Origin of the sequence: Enterobacter asburiae, assembly GCF_024599655.1 — a bacterium.
Classification (GTDB): Bacteria; Pseudomonadota; Gammaproteobacteria; order Enterobacterales; family Enterobacteriaceae; genus Enterobacter; species Enterobacter asburiae_D.
Genome location: NZ_CP102247.1, coordinates 2,878,944 through 2,898,725 on the forward strand (window position 1 = coordinate 2,878,944; position 19,782 = coordinate 2,898,725).

A 19,782-nucleotide genomic window follows, 5' to 3' on the forward strand; every position below is an offset into this window, starting at 1 on the left:
GCCCTGCTGTCGCGGATTACTCGAAGAAGACTTCCGGGTTTTCAGACAGCGAAACGAAGGTTTTCGTCTCTTTATCCAGGGCAAGAATTTTGCCGCTTTCAATGTCGTACACCCAGCCGTGCAGTCGGATAGAGTTATTACGCAGGCCCACCGCGACGGACGGATGGGTCTTAATGTTGCTCAGCTGCGCAAACACGTTCTCCTGCACCATCGCATTGACTTTATCGATCGGCTTATCCCAGGTTTTCTTCTCAACCACGGCTTTCGCCGCGTCGGAATAGCGCAGCCAGTGTGACACAGCAGGCATCGGCTCCAGGTTCGCGTTATCGGCAATCGCCTTCATCGCGCCACAGTTGGAGTGACCGCAAATCACGATATCCGTGACGCCCAGCGCCACCACGGCGTATTCGATGGTGGCGGACACGCCGCCAGGCTCCGGCCCGAACGGCGGCACGATGTTGCCAGCATTACGAATGACAAAGAGTTGTCCTGGCTCCTGCTGGGTGACCAGTTCCGGGACCAGACGGCTGTCGGAGCATGAGATGAACAGCGCTTTGGGATTCTGGCTGGACGCTAAACTGCGGAAGAGTTCTTTACGTTGCGGGAAAATCTCTTTTTGAAAGCTGAGAAAACCTTCAATGATATGTTGCATAGCAATGTCTCTTTTATCTGTTTTAGTTTAGGTATGATCGAGATCACACTCGTAAAGTTTACCCATCGTGGTTTACTTCAGACAAGCAATATATTTCTGGCCCGACCGCTGCACAATCTCGTCCGCCAAGGCCTGGATGTTCTGCCCTTCGAACGCGCCGTAAAGACGTTCAAAGGTTTTGCCTTCGAGATGACTCACGACTGACTCCACGGTGCGGGCCGGCAGCGGAAGATAATTCGGATAGCTCCACATAAACGAGACGCCGTCTTTACCCGGCGTGACCTGCAGAATATCGCCCACCAGCAGTACCCCGTCCCCTTCCTGCCAGTGCAGCACGGTTCCACCGGCAAAATGCCCGCCCAGACGTAGCAGGGTGACCGACGGGAAAACGTCCAGCGAATCCCCCTCCCAGAAATGAATGGCCGGGCTGTCGCGCATAACCCACTCTCTGTCGCTGGCGTGCAGGTACACCGGCGCATCAAACGCCGCAGCCCACTCCTGCATCGTGGTGTAATAGTGCGGATGTGAAATCGCAATTGCGCTGAGGCCGCCGAGGGCGGTAATGAGCGTTTTGGTTGCGGGGTCGAGGTTGGCGATGCAGTCCCAGAGGATATTCCCGTGAGGCGTTTGCAGGAGCAGCGCCCGCTGGTTGATCGCAAACGCAGGGACCGTTTTGATCCCAAACAGCCGGGGCTCCAGCTGCTGCCATTTGTTGGTATGCGTGGCGGTGACGGTGTCGAGATCGGTCCACGCCTGGCCCGTGGCGGGCACATACTGGCGCTCGTCCTCGCAAATCGGACATCGGTCCGGCTGCGTATCGTAGGCGGTTCCACAGGTTTTACAGAGTGTAATCATGTGCTCTCCTCAGCGATAAAGCACTGAGTATGGCAGGGATTATCCTTATGTGCTGCGAGGTACATTGCTGGCTTTTTTTGCCCTATACTGTGCCAGTATCAAAAACTGAACTGAGCAGGTGCCACATGGAAATTGATCTCGATAACTTAGTCTTTAACGGTCTGGATGAAGCCGAAGAGCGTAATGCGGAACGTCTGGACGATGCGGACAAAAAAGCGCAGGCGATTGTCGCCGACGATGACTGCGGCGATGCCTGCAAGATCTAATAAAAAAGCACCGGGAAACCGGTGCTTTTTTATTTCACTCGTTAAACGTCACGCACACCTCGTTCCAGTACGTTTCGCGCGTGCGGCGCAGTTCAGCGTGACGTTTTATCATGGAACCACTCCGGGTCAATGTTGGCAACGTCCACGCCATACAGGCTGGCGACAGGCAGGATTGACTCAAGAACACGTTGCGCGCTGTTCTCCGCATTCACTGGTCGGGTCGCAAAAAACCGCCGTAACGTGCTGATCCACTTTTTCATCGTCTTACCCTCTCTCGCCGTGTCTGACCTCAGTTAAGCACTCAAATGCCGCGCGGGGGAAATACCAAAATCCACTGTCGATGTGCAGGATTTGCAAATAGCATCCCGTTCTTTTCACTCTTCATTAACACCTTGTTCACTAATGCTTTTTTGCTCATAGCAAAGAACGATTTCTTATTTGGCGATAGCTTTCGCTTATGGGAGCGTAGCGGGGTAAAACAAAAACAACGGGATGGCGAATGACTATGGCAGCAAACATGAAAGGGTTTACCAAACGGACATGGGTACTGGGATTACTGGCGGCGGGCAGCCTGCTTTCAGCGCAGGCACAGGCCGATCAGCTGGCGGATATTAAGGCCGCAGGGGTGGTGAAAGTGGCCACGTTTGACGCCAACCCGCCGTTTGGCTCTATTGATGCAAAAACGCACGAGATCGTGGGTTATGACGTGGACTTCGCCAAAGCGCTTGCAAAATCGCTCGGCGTGAAGCTTGAACTGGTTGCCACTAATCCGGCTAACCGTATTCCGCTGCTGCAGTCCGGGAAAGCAGATCTGATCGTGGCGGATATTACTATCACCCCGGAACGCGCGCAGGTGATTGATTTCTCGACCCCTTACTTCGTCACCGGCCAGCAGTTCCTGGTCCCGGCTAAGTCCCCGGACAAGCTTGATGACTATAGCCGGGCGCGCATTGGCGCGGTCAAAGGAACGACGGGCGAACAGGCGCTGCACCAGCGTTTCCCGCAGTCACGCGTGCTCTCTTATGACGATATTCCCCTGGCGCTGACGGCACTGCGCAATGGAAACGTGCAGGCCATCACCCAGGACAGCACCATTCTGGCCGGTCTGCTGGCGCAGGCACCGGATAAAGCGAACTTTAAAATCCTGCCCGACCTGCTCAGTAAAGAAGAGATTGGCGTTGGGGTGAAGAAAGGTGAAACGGCGCTGCTGAAAGCCGTCAACGACGAGCTGGTCAATCTCGAGAAGAACGGCCAGGCGGCAAAAATCTACGACGTCTGGTTTGGTCCAGGCACCCCAGCCCCACAGCCTCGCGCCTTTAAAATAGAAGCCAGATAATTATGCTCTCAGCTTTATTTTCACACTCCGCGGCCGGTGCCGCGGATTTTTCACATCTGGAACAGGCCAGCGTCGAGTTTCGTCATGTGGACAAACGCTACGGCGACCATCAGGTTTTAAACGACATAAATCTCACCATCACGCCCGGTGAAGTGGTCGCCATCCTCGGCCCCTCGGGCTCCGGTAAATCCACCCTGATTCGTCTCATCAACCAGCTTGAAACTCTGAGCGGCGGAGAGATTCTGATCGACAACAAGCCTACCGGAAAGCTCTCCGGTACCGGGCTGCGCCAGCTGCGCAGCCGCGTGGGGTTTGTGTTCCAGCAGTTCAATCTTTACGCCCACCTCACCGCCAGCCAGAACATCACCCTGGCCCTGGAGCACGTTCACGGCTGGAAGCCGCAGCCTGCCCAGGAGCGCGCGCTGACCCTGCTGGAGAAGGTCGGAATGCTGGAAAAAGCCCACCATTTCCCGGCAGAGCTTTCCGGTGGACAGCAGCAGCGCGTCGCGATTGCCCGCGCCCTCGCCTCTTCACCGCAAATCATTCTGTTCGATGAACCCACCTCCGCGCTGGATCCGGAGATGATTGGTGAAGTGCTGTACGTGATGAAAGCCCTCGCCCACAGCGGGATCACGATGATCGTGGTGACCCACGAGATGCAGTTTGCCCGGGAAATTGCCGACCGGATTGTCTTTATCGACGGCGGGCAAATTCTGGAAACCGCGCCGCCGGCGCAGTTTTTCAGCCAGCCGTCGCATCCGCGCGCGCAGCGGTTCCTGCAAAAGGTGCTCAACCCGCTGCATCAGGAGCATTTGTAATGCCCGCGCTCGACTGGCAGGGGGTACTGACCGGACAGCCTCTGCAGTGGATACTCTCCGGATTCCTCACCACTCTGTGGGTAACGCTTGCCGGGATGCTGCTGGCCAGCCTGCTCGCACTGCTCTTTATGCTTCTGCGCCTTTCCGGCGGACGCCTCGGGAACGCGGTCGTCAGCAGCTGGGTATCGCTGTTTCGCAATACGCCGCTGCTGGTGCAGCTGCTGTTCTGGTATTTTGCCGCCTGGAACGGGCTACCTCAGGCGTTCCGCGACGCGGTGAACGCGGATCACAGCTGGTCAATTCTGCCCGGCGACGTCTGGTGGTTTACGCCCGAATTTTTATGTTCTGCCTGGGGTTTGGGCGTCTTTACCTCGGCGTTTTTAATCGAAGAGGTGGAGTCGGGGTTACGTTCCGTGCCTGCCGGACAGCTGGAGGCGGCGCTCGCTCAGGGATTCTCCGCGTGGCGTCTGTTTCGTTACATCCTTCTGCCGCAGGGCCTGGCCAACGCCTGGCAGCCGGTCGTGGGCCAGTACCTTAATCTGATGAAGCTCTCCTCGCTCGCGAGCGGAATTGGCTTTGCCGAGCTGACCTATCAGGTCAGGCAGATCGAGAGCTATAACGCGCACGCGCTGGAGGCATTCACCCTCGGAACCGCACTCTATCTGCTGACCAGCCTGGTCATGGGGATGGTGCTGGTTCGCATTGGACCTGAAGCGAAACGTAAACGCCCAAACGTCGCCACCTCAGGGAGTGAAAAACATGATTGCCGGACTTAATGTCATCACCGACAACCTCGATTATCTGCTGTGGGGACGCGCGGCAACGGGTGAACCGGGGGGCGTACTGCTCTCGTTGATAATGGCGATTGGGGCTGCCGTCATCGCTCTGCCCGGCGGGATAGTGCTCGCGTGTCTGGCCTGGCGCTTTACCGGGCTTGTGCGAAAGGCCCTCTTTTTGTGGGCAGAGCTGATTCGCGGTATCCCGCTCATCTTCGTGATTTTCTGGATGTGGTATCTCCTGCCGCTTATGACCGGAGGCGATCTGCCGGGGGCGCTTACCGTCACGCTAGCCCTGGCCTGGTTTACCGCGGCAACCGTAATGCACTCGGTGCTGGCCGGGCTTAATGCGCTACCGTCCGGGCAGTACGAGGCCGCACTGTCTCAGGGATTCAGCACGCAGCAAACCCTCTTACGCGTGCTGCTGCCGCAGGCGCTGAGGAATATTCTGCCGTCGCTGGTGGGGATTTTTATCAGCCTGCTGAAGGATACGTCGCTGGCGTTTATCGTGAACGTACCGGAACTGACCACGGTGGCGGGACAGGTCAACAACCGGGTGCAAATCTACCCGGCGGCCATTTTTATCTTTACGGGCGTGGTCTACTACCTGCTCTGCTGCTCGCTCGAGCAGCTTGCGAAGCGCTGGCGCTTTACCCGGCCAGCGCTTTAACCACCGTTTCCATCGCTTCGGTTGTCAGTTCACTGCGTTTAACGCGCTGGTTCGCCAGCGCGGTACGCAGGACTCCGGCAATGACAATATGCTTTGGCTCCTGCCCTAAATCACGCATCTCAAGCACCACCTTCCCGACCACCCGGCACATCTCCTGGTACAGCGCTTCATCTTTGGTCACGTTACCCATCGTCATCACTCCATTGCCTTTTAAACGTTGAGCTTAAATGATTCTCCTGCCGGATACAAAAAAGAAGCCCGGCGAGAGACTCGCCGGGCTTCATATGTAAAATCAGTAAATTAGTTGTTTACTGGAATAACCGCGCCTTTGTACTTGGTGCGGATCCAGTCCTGAATCTCTTTCGAGTGCAGCACGTTCACCAGCGCGACGATATCTTTCTTCTTCTCGTCACCGCGGTGCACGGTAATGATGTTGGCGTACGGGTTGTTTTCACCGCTCTCTACCGCAATCGGGTCGTGAACCGGGTCCAGACCCGCATCAATCGCGTAGTTGGCGTTGATCACCACCGCAGCGCCTTCGTCGTTGTTGTACATCTGCGGCAGCAGAGAGGCTTCCACGTTAGGCGTGAACTGCAGCTTTTTCGGGTTCTCGACGATATCGCTGATGCGCGCGGTCACTTTATCGATGCCCGGCTTCAGCTTGATCACGCCCTCTTTCTCGAAGATGGAGAGAATGCGCCCTTCTTCTGAAACCGCGTCACGCATGATGATCTTGCCACCTTCCGGCAGGTCTTTCAGCGACTTGTATTTTTTGGAATAGATGCCGATTGGCTCAATGTGGATCGCGCCCGCACTGACAAAATCGTAGTCTTTATCGCCCGCATGATCTTTCAGCACGCTGTTCAGGTAAGGAATGTGCTGGAAATAGTTCGCGTCGATGTCATGACCCGCCAGCGCGGTGTTCGGCAGAATGTAGTCCTGGAACGGTTTAATCTCCAGGTCGATACCCTGCTTCGCCAGAATCGGCTTTGCCTGCTCCAGAATTTCGGCGTGCGGCGTGTTGGATGCGCCCACGGTCAGGGTGTCAGCCCAGGAAGCGAAGCTCAGGGCGCTCAGGGTTGCGGCGGCGATCAGTGTCAGTGTCTTTTTCATGATGTGGTTCCTGTGTGTTATTAGAGATTATCTTTTGTCTAACAGTGAAGTAATGACATCGCCGCAGAACTGGATAATGAAAACGATGATCAGAATGGTCACCGTTGCCACCAGCGTGACGTCACCATGGTTGCGCTGGAATCCTTCCAGATAAGCCAGATTTCCCAAACCGCCGGCGCCAATCACCCCCGCCATTGCGCTGTAGCTCACCAGCGCAATCAGCGTCACTGTAATACCTGATACCAGTGCAGGTGATGATTCCGGCAGTAAAACCCGAAACACTAACGTGCTCAGTCGTGCGCCCATCGAGCGCGTTGCTTCTATAACGCCTTTATCCACTTCACGCAGGGCGATCTCCACCAGGCGTGCGTAGAACGGTGCGGCGCCCACAATCAGCGCCGGCAGCGCCGCGTTGGCGCCAAGAATGGTGCCGACGACGGTCTTGGTGAACGGGATCAGCAGGACAATTAGGATGATGAACGGAATGGAGCGGAACACGTTCACCACAATCGAAATGACGCTGTAGACCGTGCGGTTGTGGAACAGCCCGCCGCGCGCGGTTAAAAACAGCGCCAGCCCCAGCACGAGACCCAGCACAAACGTCGCCACGCCGGACAGTGCGGTCATGTACAGCGTCTCCAGCGTCGCCGCCCAGAGCTGATCCCACTTGAGATGCGGAAAGAGATTCTCAGCCATGTTTAATCACCTCGCCTTCAATATCGCTGTGCTGCAGGTCGGCGAGGATATTGTTCAGTTGTTCATCGGATGCCACGACATGTACCCAGAGCTGACCAAACACGCCGTGGGCGGTTTGCGTCATTTTCCCGTGCAGGATGTTAAACGGCAGGCCGTAGCGCAGGGTCAGTTCACCCACGATCGGCTTATGGGTGCTGTGCCCGGTAAAGTTTAGCCTGATGACCGTGCCTTCCAGATCCTTTGCCAGTTCGGTATTGAAGGTTTCCTCTTCGGCGTACTGGCTCACCTGGCGGACAAACTGCTGCGTAATCGGCTGCTGCGGATGGGTAAAGACGCTCAGCACGTCGCCCTCTTCCACGACTTTACCGTTCTCCATCACCGCCACGCGGTCGCAGATTTTGCGCACCACGTGCATCTCGTGCGTGATCAGCACGATGGTCAGTTTGAAACGACGGTTAATATCCAGCAGCAGATCGAGTATCTGATCGGTGGTCTGCGGGTCTAGCGCGGACGTGGCCTCATCGCAGAGCAGCACGTCAGGGTTGTTTGCCAGCGCGCGCGCAATACCAACGCGCTGTTTTTGCCCGCCGCTCAGCTGGGACGGGTAGGCATGCTCACGCCCCTTCAGGCCTACCAGCTCCACCAGCTCGGCGACGCGCGCCTTGATATTGGCTTTTGGCACACCGGCGATTTGCATCGAGAAAGCGATGTTCTCGCTCACGGTGCGCGACCACAGCAGGTTGAAGTGCTGGAACACCATGCTGATTTTCAGACGCGCCTGGCGCAGCGCTTCACCCTTTGCAGCAGAGATATCCTGCCCGTTAATGGTGACGCTTCCGGCGCTGGGTTTTTCCAGGCCGTTCAGCAGACGAATCAGCGTGCTTTTCCCGGCCCCGCTGTAGCCGATAATTCCGTAAATCTGTCCCTGCTCTATCGTCAAATTGACGTTATCAACGGCAGTCAGCGCGACCTTTCCGTTGTCAAAAACCTTCGAAATATTCCTGAGTACGATCATTCTTATTCTTTATCCGTTTCGCGCATGGCTGTTTAGCAGTATGGATGTCCAAACGATAGTAAACAGGCGTTATCAGGTTTTAAATGACCAAAAAAGAATTTGTTATAACTTTAAGAAATAAACAGCGGATTGAGCGGGTGGGGAGCATTTAGACCAATTTCAGCAATGATTATCTGCCGGATGCATATCTGCCGGTAGATGCCCGCAAAAAACGGTCATTTTTGCAGCATTTCATACCGATATAGCCATCCTCACATCCAGACAACTTTACGTCTTTCTGTCCTGACTTCCAAAAACGGCATATATATTCTTTTCTGTTCTAAAGAGCAGTGAATGGTTCTTTATTGAGAAAATTTCACCGCCCTATCATCCCGTCATGACATCCAGAAAGGAAAACATCATGACGATTTATCACTCCGTCACTGAACTGATTGGTCGTACCCCGCTTATCCAGCTGCATAAGCTTGATACCGGTCCCTGCTCGCTGTTCCTGAAGCTGGAAAACCAGAATCCGGGCGGTTCTATTAAGGATCGCGTTGCGCTGTCGATGATTAACGAAGCGGAGCGTACCGGGCAGCTGCTGCCGGGCGGCACGATTATTGAGGCCACGGCGGGGAATACCGGTCTCGGCCTGGCGCTGATCGCCGCCCAGAAGGGCTACTCGCTGATCCTGGTGGTGCCGGACAAAATGAGCCGCGAGAAGATTTTCCACCTGCGCGCGCTGGGTGCCCAGGTGGTGCTAACCCGCTCCGACGTTAACAAGGGCCACCCCGCCTATTACCAGGATTACGCCCAGCGCCTGGCCAATGAGCTGCCCGGCGCGTTTTACATCGACCAGTTCAATAACGAAGCCAACCCGCTGGCGCACCGCACCACCACGGCACCGGAGCTGTACGAGCAGCTTGACGGCAGGATCGACGCCATCGTGGTGGGCGTCGGCTCAGGCGGTACGCTGGGCGGCCTGCAGGCGTGGTTCGCCGAGCACTCTCCGCACACGGAGTTTGTCCTGGCTGACCCGGCCGGTTCCGTTCTGGCCGACCAGGTGGAAACTGGACGCTACCACGACGCGGGCTCCTGGCTGGTTGAGGGTATTGGCGAAGACTTTATTCCGCCGCTGGCCCACATTGAAGGGGTGAATCGCGCCTGGCGCATCACCGATCGCGAGGCCTTTACCACCGCGCGCGATCTGCTAAAAACGGAAGGCATTCTGGCGGGCTCCTCCAGCGGCACGCTGCTGGCGGCCGCGCTGAAATATTGCCAGGCGCAGACCGCGCCGAAACGCGTGGTGACCTTCGCCTGCGACAGCGGCAATAAGTACCTCTCGAAGATGTTCAACGATGACTGGATGCGTCAGCAAGGGCTCATCACCCGCCCTCAGGCTGGCGATCTCTCTGACTACATCGCCCTTCGCCACGATGAAGGCGCCACCGTCACCGCCGCCCCGGACGACACGCTCTCCACCGTACTGGCACGCATGCGTCTGTATGACATCTCCCAGCTGCCGGTGCTGGAGAACGGCAAGGTGGTGGGCATTATCGACGAGTGGGATCTCCTGCGGCATATCGGCGGCGACGGCGATCGCTTCTCGCTTCCGGTGACGGCAGCCATGACGCGTCAGGTGGAGTTCCTGGATAAACACGCCCCGGAAAGCGCCCTGAACGCCATCTTCGACCGCGGCCTGGTGGCCGTGATTAATGACAACGACCGTTTTCTCGGTCTGATTACGCGCAGCGACGTTTTGACCGCCTGGCGCAACCGTCTTCAGCAATAAAGGAATAGATGATGAAAAACCTGGCTACCCTGAGCGTACACAGCGGCGAATTCAACGACCAGCACGGCGCCGTCATGCCGCCGATTTACGCTACCTCGACGTTTGCGCAACCGTCACCCGGCGAGCATACCGGCTATGAGTATTCCCGCAGCGGCAACCCTACCCGCCACGCGCTGGAAACCGCCATCGCCGAACTGGAAGGCGGCACGCGCGGCTACGCCTTTGCCTCCGGTCTGGCGGCCATCTCCACGGTGCTCGAACTGCTGGATAAAGACAGCCATATTGTCGCCATCGATGACGTTTACGGTGGGACGTACCGCCTGATTGAAAACGTGCGCAAGCGCAGCACCGGCCTGCAGGTCAGCTGGGTTAAACCGGACGACCTGGCCGGGCTTGAGGCCGCCATTCGCCCGGATACCCGCATGGTGTGGGTCGAAACGCCAACCAACCCGCTCCTGAAGCTGGCGGATCTGGCGGCCATTGCGGCGATCGCCCGTCGTCATAACGTCATCAGCGTGGCGGATAACACCTTCGCGTCGCCGGTGATCCACCGTCCGCTGGAGTCGGGTTTCGATATCGTGTTGCACTCCGCCACCAAATACCTGAACGGCCATTCTGACGTGGTGGCCGGGCTGGCGATTGTCGGGGACAACAAGGAACTGGCGGATAAGCTGGGCTATCTGCAAAACGCGGTAGGCGGCGTATTGGATCCGTTCAGCAGCTTCCTGACGCTGCGCGGTATTCGCACGCTGGCGTTGAGGGTAGAAAAGCACAGCACCAACGCGCTGACGATTGCGCAATGGCTCGATCAGCATCCTCTGGTCGAAAAGGTGTTCTATCCCGGCCTGGAATCGCATCCGCAGTATCAGCTTGCCCGCACGCAGATGGCGCTGCCCGGCGGAATGATTTCCGTCGTGGTAAAAGGCGATGCGCAACGCGCCACCGAGGTGATTCGCAACCTGAAGCTGTTCACCCTCGCAGAGAGCCTCGGCGGCGTGGAAAGTCTGGTGAGCCAGCCTTACAGCATGACCCACGCCTCGATTCCGCTGGAGCAACGCCTCGCAAACGGCATTGTGCCGCAGCTGATCCGTCTGTCAGTCGGGATTGAAGATCCGAAAGACCTGATTGCCGACCTCAGCCAGGCGCTGCAAAAATAAGCAAAATGCGGCAGGTCAATCACCTGCCGCCATAAGTTGTCATCATGGCTTAACGCCTTGATAACAATATTATGTGAAACTGCATAGATTATTTCTGAAACACCGTTTCCATTTTCCTTTTATCTTAAAATCAGCGTATAATGCGCGCCTAATCCCTGGTGAATGGTTTCAGCGCTTGGAATACAAAAAACAACGTACAACTTCTCCACTCCTTCGTTGGGCTGTCACTCAGGCACACTTTCTTCTGCACGCTCATTTGATGTCTCCTATCCTTAGTGCGTGTCATATACTCTTTTGCAACACAGGTTTGACTCCGCGGCGGTGCGCCCCCGGAGCGAGATTTCCATATCCTTCCCAACTTAAAGACTAAGACTGTCATGAAAAAGACGAAAATTGTTTGTACTATCGGCCCGAAAACCGAATCTGAAGAGATGCTGACCAAGATGCTGGACGCCGGCATGAACGTGATGCGTCTGAACTTCTCCCACGGTGACTACGCAGAACACGGTCAGCGTATCCAGAACTTGCGCAACGTGATGAGCAAGACCGGTAAAAAAGCGGCGATCCTGCTGGATACCAAAGGTCCAGAAATCCGTACCATCAAACTGGAAGGCGGTAACGACGTTTCCCTGAAAGCGGGCCAGACCTTCACCTTCACCACCGACAAAACCGTTGTCGGCAACAGCGAAATCGTTGCAGTGACCTACGAAGGCTTCACCAGCGATCTGTCCGTCGGTAACACCGTGCTGGTAGACGATGGTCTGATCGGTATGGAAGTCACCGCGATCGAAGGTAACAAGGTTATCTGTAAAGTGCTGAACAACGGCGACCTGGGCGAAAACAAAGGCGTTAACCTGCCGGGCGTCTCTATCGCACTGCCAGCACTGGCTGAAAAAGACAAACAGGACCTGATCTTCGGTTGTGAACAAGGCGTTGACTTTGTTGCGGCCTCCTTCATCCGTAAGCGTTCTGACGTGGTTGAAATTCGTGAGCACCTGAAAGCGCACGGCGGCGAGAAGATCCAGATCATCTCCAAAATTGAAAACCAGGAAGGCCTGAACAACTTCGACGAGATCCTCGAAGCGTCTGACGGCATCATGGTTGCACGTGGCGACCTGGGCGTAGAAATCCCGGTTGAAGAAGTGATCTTCGCGCAGAAGATGATGATCGAGAAATGTGTTCGCGCGCGTAAAGTGGTTATCACCGCAACGCAGATGCTGGACTCCATGATCAAAAACCCACGCCCAACCCGCGCAGAAGCAGGCGACGTGGCAAACGCCATCCTCGACGGTACTGATGCCGTTATGCTGTCCGGTGAATCCGCGAAAGGTAAATATCCGCTGGAAGCGGTGTCCATCATGGCCACCATCTGCGAACGTACCGACCGCGTGATGAAAAGCCGTCTGGACTACAACAACGACAGCCGCAAGCTGCGCATCACCGAAGCAGTATGCCGCGGTGCAGTAGAAACGGCTGAGAAACTGGAAGCACCGCTGATCGTGGTTGCCACCCAGGGCGGTAAATCTGCTCGCGCGGTGCGTAAATACTTCCCGGATGCGACTATCCTGGCGCTGACCACCAACGAAACCACTGCCCGTCAGCTGGTGCTGAGCAAAGGCGTGATCCCTCACCTGGTGAAAGAAATCGCGTCTACGGATGATTTCTACCGTCTGGGCAAAGAAGTGGCGCTGGAGCTGGTTGATCGCGGTCTGGCACAGAAAGGTGACGTTGTGGTCATGGTTTCTGGCGCGCTGGTACCAAGCGGAACCACCAATACCGCATCTGTTCACGTGCTGTAATAATTCCCGAACGAATTAATTTTGATAAAAAGCGCCTCCGGGCGCTTTTTTTATTCCCGGCATTAGCCAAAGTCATTCAAATTGCAAATCGGGTTTCTCTATTTAATTGCGAATTATCTAAGATGAATCCGATGATAAATGCCTTTTTTTACATAGATTTTTGCCCCAAAAGGGCTGATTCGATGCTTCTTTGAGCGAACGATCAAAAATAGGTGTATTCCCATCAAAAAAATATTCTCAACCCAAAAAACTTTGTGTAATACTTGTAACGCTACATGGAGATTAACTCAATCTAGAGGGTATTAATAATGAATCGTACTAAACTGGTACTGGGCGCGGTAATCCTGGGTTCTACTCTGCTGGCTGGTTGCTCCAGCAACGCTAAAATCGATCAGCTGTCTTCTGACGTTCAGACTCTGAACGCTAAAGTTGACCAGCTGAGCAACGACGTGAACGCAATGCGTTCCGACGTTCAGGCTGCTAAAGACGACGCAGCTCGCGCTAACCAGCGTCTGGACAACCAGGCTACTAAATACCGTAAGTAATAGTACCTGTTAATAAAATGGCGCACATTGTGCGCCATTTTTTTTGCCTGCGTCAAACGGCTACTGCGTCACCTTCTCCCCTTCATCTTCCGCTACCGCTGCGGACACCCGACTGTTCTGCACCGACAACACGCTATTGCTGGCTGACGGACCGCTACCTGACGACACGATAACCGGGATCCCGGCGCGGCGTGACAGGGCTTTCTCAATCAGAGTCTTATCGCTTCCCGCCTGAGAGACAAAGGTCGCAAAGTCTGCGGAATGCGTAATGGGCGAGACCTGCGGGTTTTCCCCTTCTACCTGCGCCAGCGGGCGGTGGACTTCAATATAGCGTTTACCGTCCGGCTCCACGGAGAACTTCACGGGTTCATTGATAATCTGTACCCGCGTGCCAACCCGCACCTGTTCGAACAGAGCTTTAATGTCCGGGGCATTCATCCGCATACAGCCGGAGCTGACGCGCAGGCCGACGCTGTCGGGCGCGCTGGTGCCGTGGATGAGATATTCCCCATTCCCCACGCCTAAACGCAGTGCGAAGCGTCCAAGAGGGTTATTTGGCCCGGCAGGTACCACCGGCGGTAATTTAATTCCCTGCTCCAGAGAGCGCGCTCTGATGCCCGGCGTAGGTGTCCAGGTGGGATTCGGGATTTTCTGGCTCACGCGCGTGGTCGTGACCGGCGTTTCCAGCCCCAGCTGTCCGATGCCGAGCGGGAAGACCTGAACGATGTTTTCTCCCGGCGGGAAGTAGTAGAGCCGAAGCTCTGCGAGGTTCACCACAATGCCCTCGCGTGGCGTATCCGGCAGCAGCATCTGCGACGGAATAGTAATCACGGTTCCCGGCGCAGGGTTTACCGGCGCAATGGTATTGTTCGTTTCCAGGATCACCTGCGCCGCCGTATTAAACCGGCGGGCGATGGTCTGAAGCTTATTATCCCCTTCCTGTATCGTGTAGGTTTGATTTTGCCCAATCAGGCGGCTGCCTGCGGGCGGCAATGGATAGTCCATCGCGCGGGCCGAATTAAGTGCGCCGAGCGAACTGAGGAGTAATAGAGTTATTAGAGACGCGCGCTTCATGCTGAGATTCCTTATTCACTGACAGAACGCCAGAAAGCTGAAAAACCAGCGAGGCGGGAACCACCTCGCGAAACAGAATGAATGCTGTTCTGTAAGTCTAGCTAAGGATTGCAGCTTTGGCGCGAATGGCGCGAATCATCGCTTCCAGTCCCTGGGATCGGGACGGGGTGAGGTGTTGGGTCAGGGCCATTTTTTCAAACCACGGGCGGACATCGAACGCGACAATGTCCTGCGCCGACATCTGGTGATAGAGAATAAAGACGACCGCAATAAGCCCTTTCACAATGGCCGCGTCGCTGTCGCCGCGTAATTCGATAGTGCCGTCGTCAGATTGCTTCATCACAATCCACACCTGGCTCTGACAGCCCTGAATGATATTATCCGGGTTATGCGCCTCTTCGCTGAGCGGCGGCAGACGCTGCCCCAGCTCGATGATATAGAGATACTTCTCTTCCCAGTTTGCGCAACGCGAGAAGTTGCGCAGTAATTTATCTTTGTCCGGCAGTTCCGCCATCTTTCGCCTCTCCGTTAGCCCAGCAGCTGGTGAATGCGCTTAAGCCCCGCCACCAGCCTGTCGACTTCTTCCGTTGTGTTGTACATCACCAGCGACGCGCGGCACATTGCCGGTACCTGGTAAAACGCCATCAGCGGCATCGCGCAGTGGTGCCCGGTACGGACCGCCACGCCGTAGTTATCGAGGAAACTGCCCACGTCATAAGCGTGATGTTTCCCAAGATTGAACGCAATCACCCCTTGCCGGTCGGCGGGCCCGTAGAGGGTCAGATCCGGTACGCTGGCAAGCTCCGCAAGCGCATAGTGCATCAGCAGCTGTTCGTACTCCTGAATGCTGTCAAGGCCGATTGCGGAGACGTAGGAAATCGCCGCCCCCAGACCGATAATCCCGCCGGTATTGGGCGTGCCCGCCTCAAAACGCCACGGCGCGCGGGCATAGGTGGTGCCTTCCGTCAGGCTGACGGTGGCGATCATCGACCCGCCCCCTTCCCATGGCGGCATCGCCTGCAGGATTGCCTCTTTCACGTACAGCACGCCAATCCCGGTCGGCCCATAGAGCTTGTGGCCTGAAAAGACGTAGAAATCGCAGTCCAGCGCCTGGACGTCAACCGCGTGGTGCATCACCGCCTGAGCGCCGTCAATCAGCACCTTCGCGCCCGCCTGATGGGCCTTTTCTACAATCTCTGCCACCGGGTTTTCCGTCCCCAGCACGTTGGAGACCTGGGTGACCGCCACCAGCCGCGTTTTATCGTCAAGCAGTGCGTCTAGCTGCTCGAGCTGCAGCGTCCCGTCGGCGTTCAACGGGATCACCCGCAGCTGCGCGCCAACGCGCTCGCAGAGCATCTGCCACGGCACGATATTGGCGTGGTGCTCCATCTGGGTGATGATGATGTTATCCCCCGCGTGGACCTGCGCGTTGCCCCAGCTGTTAGCGACAAGGTTGATCCCTTCGGTGGTTCCGCGCACGAAGACCAGCTCTTCAGGCGAACGTGCATTGAGGAAGGCGGCCAGCTGCGTACGCACGTTTTCCATACGCTGGGTCGCCTCGGCGCTCAGGGTATGAATACCGCGATGCACGGCGGCGTAGCCGTGGCGATAAAACTCGGCTTCCGCATCCACCACCTGATTCGGCTTCTGCGCGCTGGCCGCGCTGTCCAGATAGGCCAGAGGAAGACCGTTCACTTCACGGGTCAGAACCGGAAAATCTGCCCGTACTTTCTCGACGGGAAAACTCATGCTTCGCCTCCAGGCAGACGCTGGCCGATACGCGCCAGCACCTGCTGTTTTAACTGACTATCGTGAAGCGCTTCCGTCAGCTCGGCGGCAAACGCATAGATAATCATTTTCTGCGCCGCCTGCTCGTCGATGCCGCGGGAACGCAGGTAGAACATCTGCTCGTCGTCGATGCGCCCGACCGTCGCACCGTGGCTGCACTTCACATCGTCGGCGTAGATCTCCAGCTGCGGTTTGGTGTCCACCTCCGCCAGGCGGCCTAACAGCAGATTGTTGTTGGTCATCTGCCCATCGGTTTTAATGGCGTGCTGCGCCACGTTAATCAGTCCGTTAAACACCGCGCGGCCTCTGTCGCTGACGATGGTTTTATGCAGCTGGCGGCTGTTGCAGTAGCCCTTATTGTGCTCAAGCCAGGTGCGCGTGTCGCACACCTCTGATTTAACCGGCATCGCCAGGCTGTTGATGCGCAGCGTGGTGTTTTCACCGTTAAGCTGCGTGCTGGTGTTGTGACGTAGCACCGCCCCGCCGAGCAGGAAGCTATGGCTGTACGCCGCGGCATCCTGACCCAGTACAATGTCGTTATGGGCAAAGTGGTGGCTCTGCGCATTTTCAAACGCCAGCTTGACGTGGTGAAGCTGCGCATTGGCGGCAACGTTCATCGTCAGACGGGATCCGGTAAAGTGACGCGTCTCGTTGAGGCTGACGTAATGTTCGATGACCGTGGCCTCCGCCCCCTCCGCCAGCTCCAGATGGTGGCGATAGTGCGCGGTGTTGATTTCGTCGCCGTCCAGCCCCTGGGTGATGTGCATCAGCAGCAGCGGCTTCGCCGGACGCTGGTTACGCTTCACGCGGATATGCGTCACGCTGCGGGCCAGACTCTCGGTCAGGTGCAGGAAAACCTCAGGCTGAACCGGGGCGCTAAGAGACTGGCGATCGTCGTTGATCTCAATCTCAAATCCGCTCGCCGGAAGCGCGTCGCTCAGCTCAGGACGGAACTCACCGTCGACAAACACCAGGCGCACGGCATCCACGCCCACTGCCAGCGCGTCACGCTGCGCAGGTGTGAGATCCGCCAGACGGGTCACAAACTCGGCGTTCAGCAGGCCATCAAGCGGGGTGTACTTCCAGTTTTCATGCTTACGCGTCGGCAGGCCGAGACGCAGCATCTGCTGCAGATGCTGCTGCGCCTGCTCAGAGCGCATGCCGCCCTGGGCTTCAAACAGCCTGTGCCACTGCTGGAGCGCATTACTGCTGTTCGGTAAGCCAGCCATAGCCCTGCTCCTCCAGTTGTTTAACCAGCGTGAAATCACCGGATTTCACAATACGTCCCTGGTAAAGCACGTGAACGTAATCCGGCTTGATGTAGTCCAGAATGCGCTGGTAGTGGGTGACGATAATGAACGAACGCTTGCCGTCGCGCAGGGAGTTCACCCCGTCAGCGACAATCTTCAGGGCGTCGATATCCAGACCGGAGTCGGTCTCATCCAGAATGCACAGCTCGGGCTCCAGCACCGCCATCTGCAGAATGTCGTTACGCTTTTTCTCGCCGCCGGAGAAGCCAACGTTCACCGAACGGGTCAGCAGATCCTCCGGCATTTTCAGCAGCTTGATCTTCTCTTCCATCAGGTCCTGGAAGTCGAAGCGATCCAGCGCCTCCAGGCCGCGATACTTGCGCACCGCATTCAGCGCCGTCTGCAGGAAGAACTGGTTGCTGACGCCCGGTATTTCGACCGGGTACTGGAAGGCCATAAAGATGCCCTCTCCCGCGCGGTCTTCCGGCGACATCTCCAGCAGATCTTTGCCATTAAACTCGACCGAGCCGTGGGTCACCTCATAATCTTCGCGCCCCGCCAGCGTCGCAGAAAGCGTACTTTTCCCGGAGCCGTTCGGCCCCATGATGGCGTGGACTTCACCCGGTTTGACGTCAAAATTGAGGCCACGCAGGATGGCTTTGTCTTCTACGCTAACCTGTAAATCTTTAATGCTTAACATGTGCTTTCCTTAACCGACGCTGTGTTCAAGACTAATGGCGAGGAGTTTCTGAGCTTCAACGGCAAATTCCAGCGGCAGTTCAGAGAACACATCCTTACAGAAGCCGTTGACGATCATCGAGATGGCGTCTTCTTCGCTGATCCCGCGCTGCAGGCAGTAGAAGAGCTGATCTTCCCCAATCCGCGACGTCGTCGCCTCGTGCTCAAGCTGGGCCGTGTTGTTACGGCACTCGACGTACGGGAAGGTATGCGCCCCGCAGTCTGCGCCAATCAGCATCGAGTCACACTGGGTAAAGTTTCGCGCATTGGTGGCCGTCGGCATGATTTTCACCAGCCCGCGATAGCTGTTCTGGCTATGCCCGGCGGAAATCCCTTTCGAGATGATGGTGGATTTGGTGTTTTTACCGATATGGATCATCTTGGTGCCGGTATCGGCCTGCTGATGGCCGCTGGTCAGCGCCACGGAGTAAAACTCACCGATAGAGTTATCCCCGCGCAGGATGCAGCTCGGGTATTTCCAGGTGATGGCCGAGCCGGTTTCGGACTGGGTCCACGACATCTTGCTGTTTTCGCCTTCGCACAGCGCGCGCTTGGTGACGAAGTTCAGGATACCGCCGGTATTGCCGTCGCCCGGGAACCAGTTTTGCACCGTGGAGTATTTCACCTCGGCATCTTTATGGATGATGACCTCCACTACCGCCGCGTGCAGCTGGTAGCTGTCGCGGACCGGAGCGGAGCACCCTTCGATGTAGCTGACGTAGCTGCCTTCATCCGCGACCAGAATCGTGCGCTCGAACTGGCCGGTTTTTTCGGCATTGATGCGGAAATAGGTGGAAAGCTCCATCGGACAGCGCACGCCTTTCGGCACATAGATAAAGGTGCCGTCAGAGGCTACCGCCGCGTTGAGCGCCGCAAAGAAGTTGTCGTTAGAGGGCACCACGGTCCCAATGTACTTTTTCACCAGTTCCGGATGATCGTGAATCGCTTCTCCGAAGGAGCAGAAAATGATCCCCTGCTCAGCGAGCTTCTCGCGGTAGGTGGTCGCCACCGAGACGGAGTCGAAAATGGCGTCCACCGCCACCTCTCTCCCCTCACGCACGGGTACGCCAAGCTGATTAAAGGCTTCTTCCACCTCTTTGCTGAGGAAGCTGTTCTCCGCGCCAGTTTGCTGCACCGCGCCGGGCTGCGAGGCGCAGGTGTCGTCACAGCTGCCGCAGGACGGCGCAGAGTAGTAGCTGTAATCCTGATAGTTCAGCTTGTCATAATGCGCTTTCAGCCAGTGCGGCTCTTCCATCTGCAGCCAGGCGCGGAAGGCGCTCAGGCGAAACTCCAGCATCCACTCCGGCTCGTTACGTTTCGCCGAGATCGCCCGCACGACATCTTCGTTGATGCCTTTCGCCAGCTCATCGGTCTGCAGCTGGGTGAAGAACCCCTCTTTATAGTTGAGGTGTCCACCGCCCCAGGTATTTACTTCACTCGTTGCTTCAGTATTACGAGACATA

At 56.6% G+C, this 19,782-nt stretch carries 23 protein-coding genes; 10 read left to right on the forward strand and 13 right to left on the reverse strand.

Annotated elements, in window-relative coordinates:
- Positions 1-16 precede the first annotated feature (16 nt).
- Positions 17-652 (reverse strand): carbonic anhydrase, encoded by a 636-nt coding sequence (locus NQ230_RS13645; RefSeq protein ID WP_023335425.1) that lies wholly within the window; start codon positions 650-652, stop codon positions 17-19.
- 72 nt (positions 653-724) lie between these two features.
- Positions 725-1,507 carry an MBL fold metallo-hydrolase gene (locus NQ230_RS13650; RefSeq protein WP_213820762.1) on the reverse strand — a complete coding sequence of 261 codons (783 nt, stop codon included), beginning with the start codon at positions 1,505-1,507 and terminating at the stop codon, positions 725-727.
- A gap of 125 nt (positions 1,508-1,632) precedes the next feature.
- On the opposite strand from NQ230_RS13650, the gene NQ230_RS13655 reads away from it, so the two are divergent.
- Positions 1,633-1,773 (forward strand): hypothetical protein, encoded by a 141-nt coding sequence (locus NQ230_RS13655; RefSeq protein WP_003857665.1) that lies wholly within the window; start codon positions 1,633-1,635, stop codon positions 1,771-1,773.
- Between the two features lie 92 nt (positions 1,774-1,865).
- On the opposite strand, the gene NQ230_RS13660 is transcribed toward NQ230_RS13655, so the two are convergent.
- Entirely contained in the window at positions 1,866-2,033 is a 168-nt protein-coding gene (locus NQ230_RS13660) for a hypothetical protein (protein WP_014831607.1), read from the reverse strand.
- Between the two features lie 257 nt (positions 2,034-2,290).
- On the opposite strand from NQ230_RS13660, the gene NQ230_RS13665 reads away from it, so the two are divergent.
- From NQ230_RS13665 to NQ230_RS13680, 4 genes are read left to right on the forward strand one after another with little or no spacing between them, the layout of a single operon-like run.
- Entirely contained in the window at positions 2,291-3,109 is an 819-nt protein-coding gene (locus NQ230_RS13665; RefSeq protein ID WP_371745457.1) for an ABC transporter substrate-binding protein, read from the forward strand.
- A gap of 2 nt (positions 3,110-3,111) precedes the next feature.
- A complete protein-coding gene (locus tag NQ230_RS13670; protein WP_257258000.1) occupies positions 3,112-3,927 on the forward strand; it encodes an amino acid ABC transporter ATP-binding protein in 816 nt (271 codons plus the stop codon).
- Entirely contained in the window at positions 3,927-4,703 is a 777-nt protein-coding gene (locus NQ230_RS13675; protein ID WP_257258001.1) for an amino acid ABC transporter permease, read from the forward strand. Before NQ230_RS13670 ends, NQ230_RS13675 begins: the two co-directional genes overlap by 1 nt.
- Positions 4,687-5,373, forward strand: coding sequence for an amino acid ABC transporter permease (locus NQ230_RS13680; protein ID WP_121423476.1), 687 nt, complete (start codon positions 4,687-4,689; stop codon positions 5,371-5,373). The genes NQ230_RS13675 and NQ230_RS13680 overlap by 17 nt, the downstream gene beginning before the upstream one ends.
- Here NQ230_RS13680 and fumD read toward each other — a convergent pair.
- The 4 genes from fumD to NQ230_RS13700 form a co-directional block, all read right to left on the reverse strand.
- The gene (fumD, locus tag NQ230_RS13685; RefSeq protein WP_008500615.1) at positions 5,354-5,563 is read right to left on the reverse strand and encodes a fumarate hydratase FumD; all 210 of its coding nucleotides are present in this window, start codon (positions 5,561-5,563) and stop codon (positions 5,354-5,356) included. The genes NQ230_RS13680 and fumD overlap by 20 nt on opposite strands.
- A 110-nt stretch (positions 5,564-5,673) precedes the next feature.
- Positions 5,674-6,486: a MetQ/NlpA family ABC transporter substrate-binding protein gene (locus NQ230_RS13690; protein WP_003857677.1), complete on the reverse strand. Its 813-nt coding sequence runs from the start codon at positions 6,484-6,486 to the stop codon at positions 5,674-5,676.
- A 27-nt stretch (positions 6,487-6,513) separates the two neighbouring features.
- Entirely contained in the window at positions 6,514-7,182 is a 669-nt protein-coding gene (locus NQ230_RS13695; protein ID WP_063142944.1) for a methionine ABC transporter permease, read from the reverse strand.
- Complete coding sequence (locus tag NQ230_RS13700; RefSeq protein WP_257258002.1) at positions 7,175-8,197, reverse strand: methionine ABC transporter ATP-binding protein; 1,023 nt, start codon at positions 8,195-8,197, stop codon at positions 7,175-7,177. The genes NQ230_RS13695 and NQ230_RS13700 overlap by 8 nt, the downstream gene beginning before the upstream one ends.
- Positions 8,198-8,597: 400 nt before the next feature.
- On the opposite strand from NQ230_RS13700, the gene NQ230_RS13705 reads away from it, so the two are divergent.
- The 5 genes from NQ230_RS13705 to lpp all read left to right on the forward strand — a co-directional run bounded on the left by NQ230_RS13705 (position 8,598) and on the right by lpp (position 13,469).
- A complete protein-coding gene (locus tag NQ230_RS13705; RefSeq protein ID WP_257258003.1) occupies positions 8,598-9,968 on the forward strand; it encodes a pyridoxal-phosphate dependent enzyme in 1,371 nt (456 codons plus the stop codon).
- A gap of 11 nt (positions 9,969-9,979) precedes the next feature.
- The gene (locus tag NQ230_RS13710) at positions 9,980-11,125 is read left to right on the forward strand and encodes a trans-sulfuration enzyme family protein (protein ID WP_257261342.1); all 1,146 of its coding nucleotides are present in this window, start codon (positions 9,980-9,982) and stop codon (positions 11,123-11,125) included.
- Positions 11,126-11,198: 73 nt separating this feature from the next.
- A complete protein-coding gene (gene ynhH, locus NQ230_RS23055; RefSeq protein WP_418921897.1) occupies positions 11,199-11,495 on the forward strand; it encodes a protein YnhH in 297 nt (98 codons plus the stop codon).
- Positions 11,496-11,502: 7 nt separating this feature from the next.
- Positions 11,503-12,924, forward strand: a complete 1,422-nt coding sequence (gene pykF / locus NQ230_RS13715) for a pyruvate kinase PykF (RefSeq protein ID WP_024909386.1) — start codon at positions 11,503-11,505, stop codon at positions 12,922-12,924.
- A gap of 308 nt (positions 12,925-13,232) precedes the next feature.
- The gene (lpp, locus tag NQ230_RS13720; protein ID WP_001082307.1) at positions 13,233-13,469 is read left to right on the forward strand and encodes a murein lipoprotein Lpp; all 237 of its coding nucleotides are present in this window, start codon (positions 13,233-13,235) and stop codon (positions 13,467-13,469) included.
- A gap of 60 nt (positions 13,470-13,529) precedes the next feature.
- On the opposite strand, the gene ldtE is transcribed toward lpp, so the two are convergent.
- From ldtE to sufB, 6 genes are all read right to left on the reverse strand, one after another.
- Positions 13,530-14,543 (reverse strand): L,D-transpeptidase LdtE, encoded by a 1,014-nt coding sequence (gene ldtE / locus NQ230_RS13725; protein ID WP_047648024.1) that lies wholly within the window; start codon positions 14,541-14,543, stop codon positions 13,530-13,532.
- Positions 14,544-14,640: 97 nt separating this feature from the next.
- Entirely contained in the window at positions 14,641-15,057 is a 417-nt protein-coding gene (gene sufE / locus NQ230_RS13730) for a cysteine desulfuration protein SufE (protein WP_121423471.1), read from the reverse strand.
- A gap of 14 nt (positions 15,058-15,071) precedes the next feature.
- Positions 15,072-16,292: a cysteine desulfurase SufS gene (gene sufS, locus NQ230_RS13735; protein ID WP_121423470.1), complete on the reverse strand. Its 1,221-nt coding sequence runs from the start codon at positions 16,290-16,292 to the stop codon at positions 15,072-15,074.
- Positions 16,289-17,560 (reverse strand): Fe-S cluster assembly protein SufD, encoded by a 1,272-nt coding sequence (sufD, locus tag NQ230_RS13740; RefSeq protein ID WP_257258004.1) that lies wholly within the window; start codon positions 17,558-17,560, stop codon positions 16,289-16,291. The genes sufS and sufD overlap by 4 nt, the downstream gene beginning before the upstream one ends.
- Positions 17,535-18,281: a Fe-S cluster assembly ATPase SufC gene (gene sufC / locus NQ230_RS13745; RefSeq protein ID WP_014831592.1), complete on the reverse strand. Its 747-nt coding sequence runs from the start codon at positions 18,279-18,281 to the stop codon at positions 17,535-17,537. The genes sufD and sufC overlap by 26 nt, the downstream gene beginning before the upstream one ends.
- Positions 18,282-18,290: 9 nt before the next feature.
- On the reverse strand, positions 18,291-19,781 hold the full coding sequence (gene sufB / locus NQ230_RS13750) for a Fe-S cluster assembly protein SufB (protein WP_257258005.1): 1,491 nt from the start codon (positions 19,779-19,781) through the stop codon (positions 18,291-18,293).
- Position 19,782 lies beyond the last annotated feature (1 nt).

What these genes read in the sequence shown, in the direction of transcription:
- NQ230_RS13655 (WP_003857665.1), top strand. Translation starts at nt 1,633, where the DNA reads ATGGAAATTGATCTCGATAACTTAGTCTTTAACGGTCTGGATGAAGCC.
- lpp (WP_001082307.1), top strand. Translation starts at nt 13,233, where the DNA reads ATGAATCGTACTAAACTGGTACTGGGCGCGGTAATCCTGGGTTCTACT.
- NQ230_RS13695 (WP_063142944.1), bottom strand. Translation starts at nt 7,182, where the DNA reads ATGGCTGAGAATCTCTTTCCGCATCTCAAGTGGGATCAGCTCTGGGCG.
- sufC (WP_014831592.1), bottom strand. Translation starts at nt 18,281, where the DNA reads ATGTTAAGCATTAAAGATTTACAGGTTAGCGTAGAAGACAAAGCCATC.
- NQ230_RS13660 (WP_014831607.1), bottom strand. Translation starts at nt 2,033, where the DNA reads ATGAAAAAGTGGATCAGCACGTTACGGCGGTTTTTTGCGACCCGACCA.
- NQ230_RS13665 (WP_371745457.1), top strand. Translation starts at nt 2,291, where the DNA reads ATGAAAGGGTTTACCAAACGGACATGGGTACTGGGATTACTGGCGGCG.
- NQ230_RS13680 (WP_121423476.1), top strand. Translation starts at nt 4,687, where the DNA reads ATGATTGCCGGACTTAATGTCATCACCGACAACCTCGATTATCTGCTG.
- NQ230_RS13675 (WP_257258001.1), top strand. Translation starts at nt 3,927, where the DNA reads ATGCCCGCGCTCGACTGGCAGGGGGTACTGACCGGACAGCCTCTGCAG.
- fumD (WP_008500615.1), bottom strand. Translation starts at nt 5,563, where the DNA reads ATGGGTAACGTGACCAAAGATGAAGCGCTGTACCAGGAGATGTGCCGG.
- sufE (WP_121423471.1), bottom strand. Translation starts at nt 15,057, where the DNA reads ATGGCGGAACTGCCGGACAAAGATAAATTACTGCGCAACTTCTCGCGT.
- NQ230_RS13710 (WP_257261342.1), top strand. Translation starts at nt 9,980, where the DNA reads ATGAAAAACCTGGCTACCCTGAGCGTACACAGCGGCGAATTCAACGAC.
- pykF (WP_024909386.1), top strand. Translation starts at nt 11,503, where the DNA reads ATGAAAAAGACGAAAATTGTTTGTACTATCGGCCCGAAAACCGAATCT.
- NQ230_RS13690 (WP_003857677.1), bottom strand. Translation starts at nt 6,486, where the DNA reads ATGAAAAAGACACTGACACTGATCGCCGCCGCAACCCTGAGCGCCCTG.
- NQ230_RS13705 (WP_257258003.1), top strand. Translation starts at nt 8,598, where the DNA reads ATGACGATTTATCACTCCGTCACTGAACTGATTGGTCGTACCCCGCTT.
- NQ230_RS13645 (WP_023335425.1), bottom strand. Translation starts at nt 652, where the DNA reads ATGCAACATATCATTGAAGGTTTTCTCAGCTTTCAAAAAGAGATTTTC.
- NQ230_RS13670 (WP_257258000.1), top strand. Translation starts at nt 3,112, where the DNA reads ATGCTCTCAGCTTTATTTTCACACTCCGCGGCCGGTGCCGCGGATTTT.
- NQ230_RS13650 (WP_213820762.1), bottom strand. Translation starts at nt 1,507, where the DNA reads ATGATTACACTCTGTAAAACCTGTGGAACCGCCTACGATACGCAGCCG.
- ldtE (WP_047648024.1), bottom strand. Translation starts at nt 14,543, where the DNA reads ATGAAGCGCGCGTCTCTAATAACTCTATTACTCCTCAGTTCGCTCGGC.
- sufS (WP_121423470.1), bottom strand. Translation starts at nt 16,292, where the DNA reads ATGAGTTTTCCCGTCGAGAAAGTACGGGCAGATTTTCCGGTTCTGACC.
- NQ230_RS13700 (WP_257258002.1), bottom strand. Translation starts at nt 8,197, where the DNA reads ATGATCGTACTCAGGAATATTTCGAAGGTTTTTGACAACGGAAAGGTC.
- sufB (WP_257258005.1), bottom strand. Translation starts at nt 19,781, where the DNA reads ATGTCTCGTAATACTGAAGCAACGAGTGAAGTAAATACCTGGGGCGGT.
- sufD (WP_257258004.1), bottom strand. Translation starts at nt 17,560, where the DNA reads ATGGCTGGCTTACCGAACAGCAGTAATGCGCTCCAGCAGTGGCACAGG.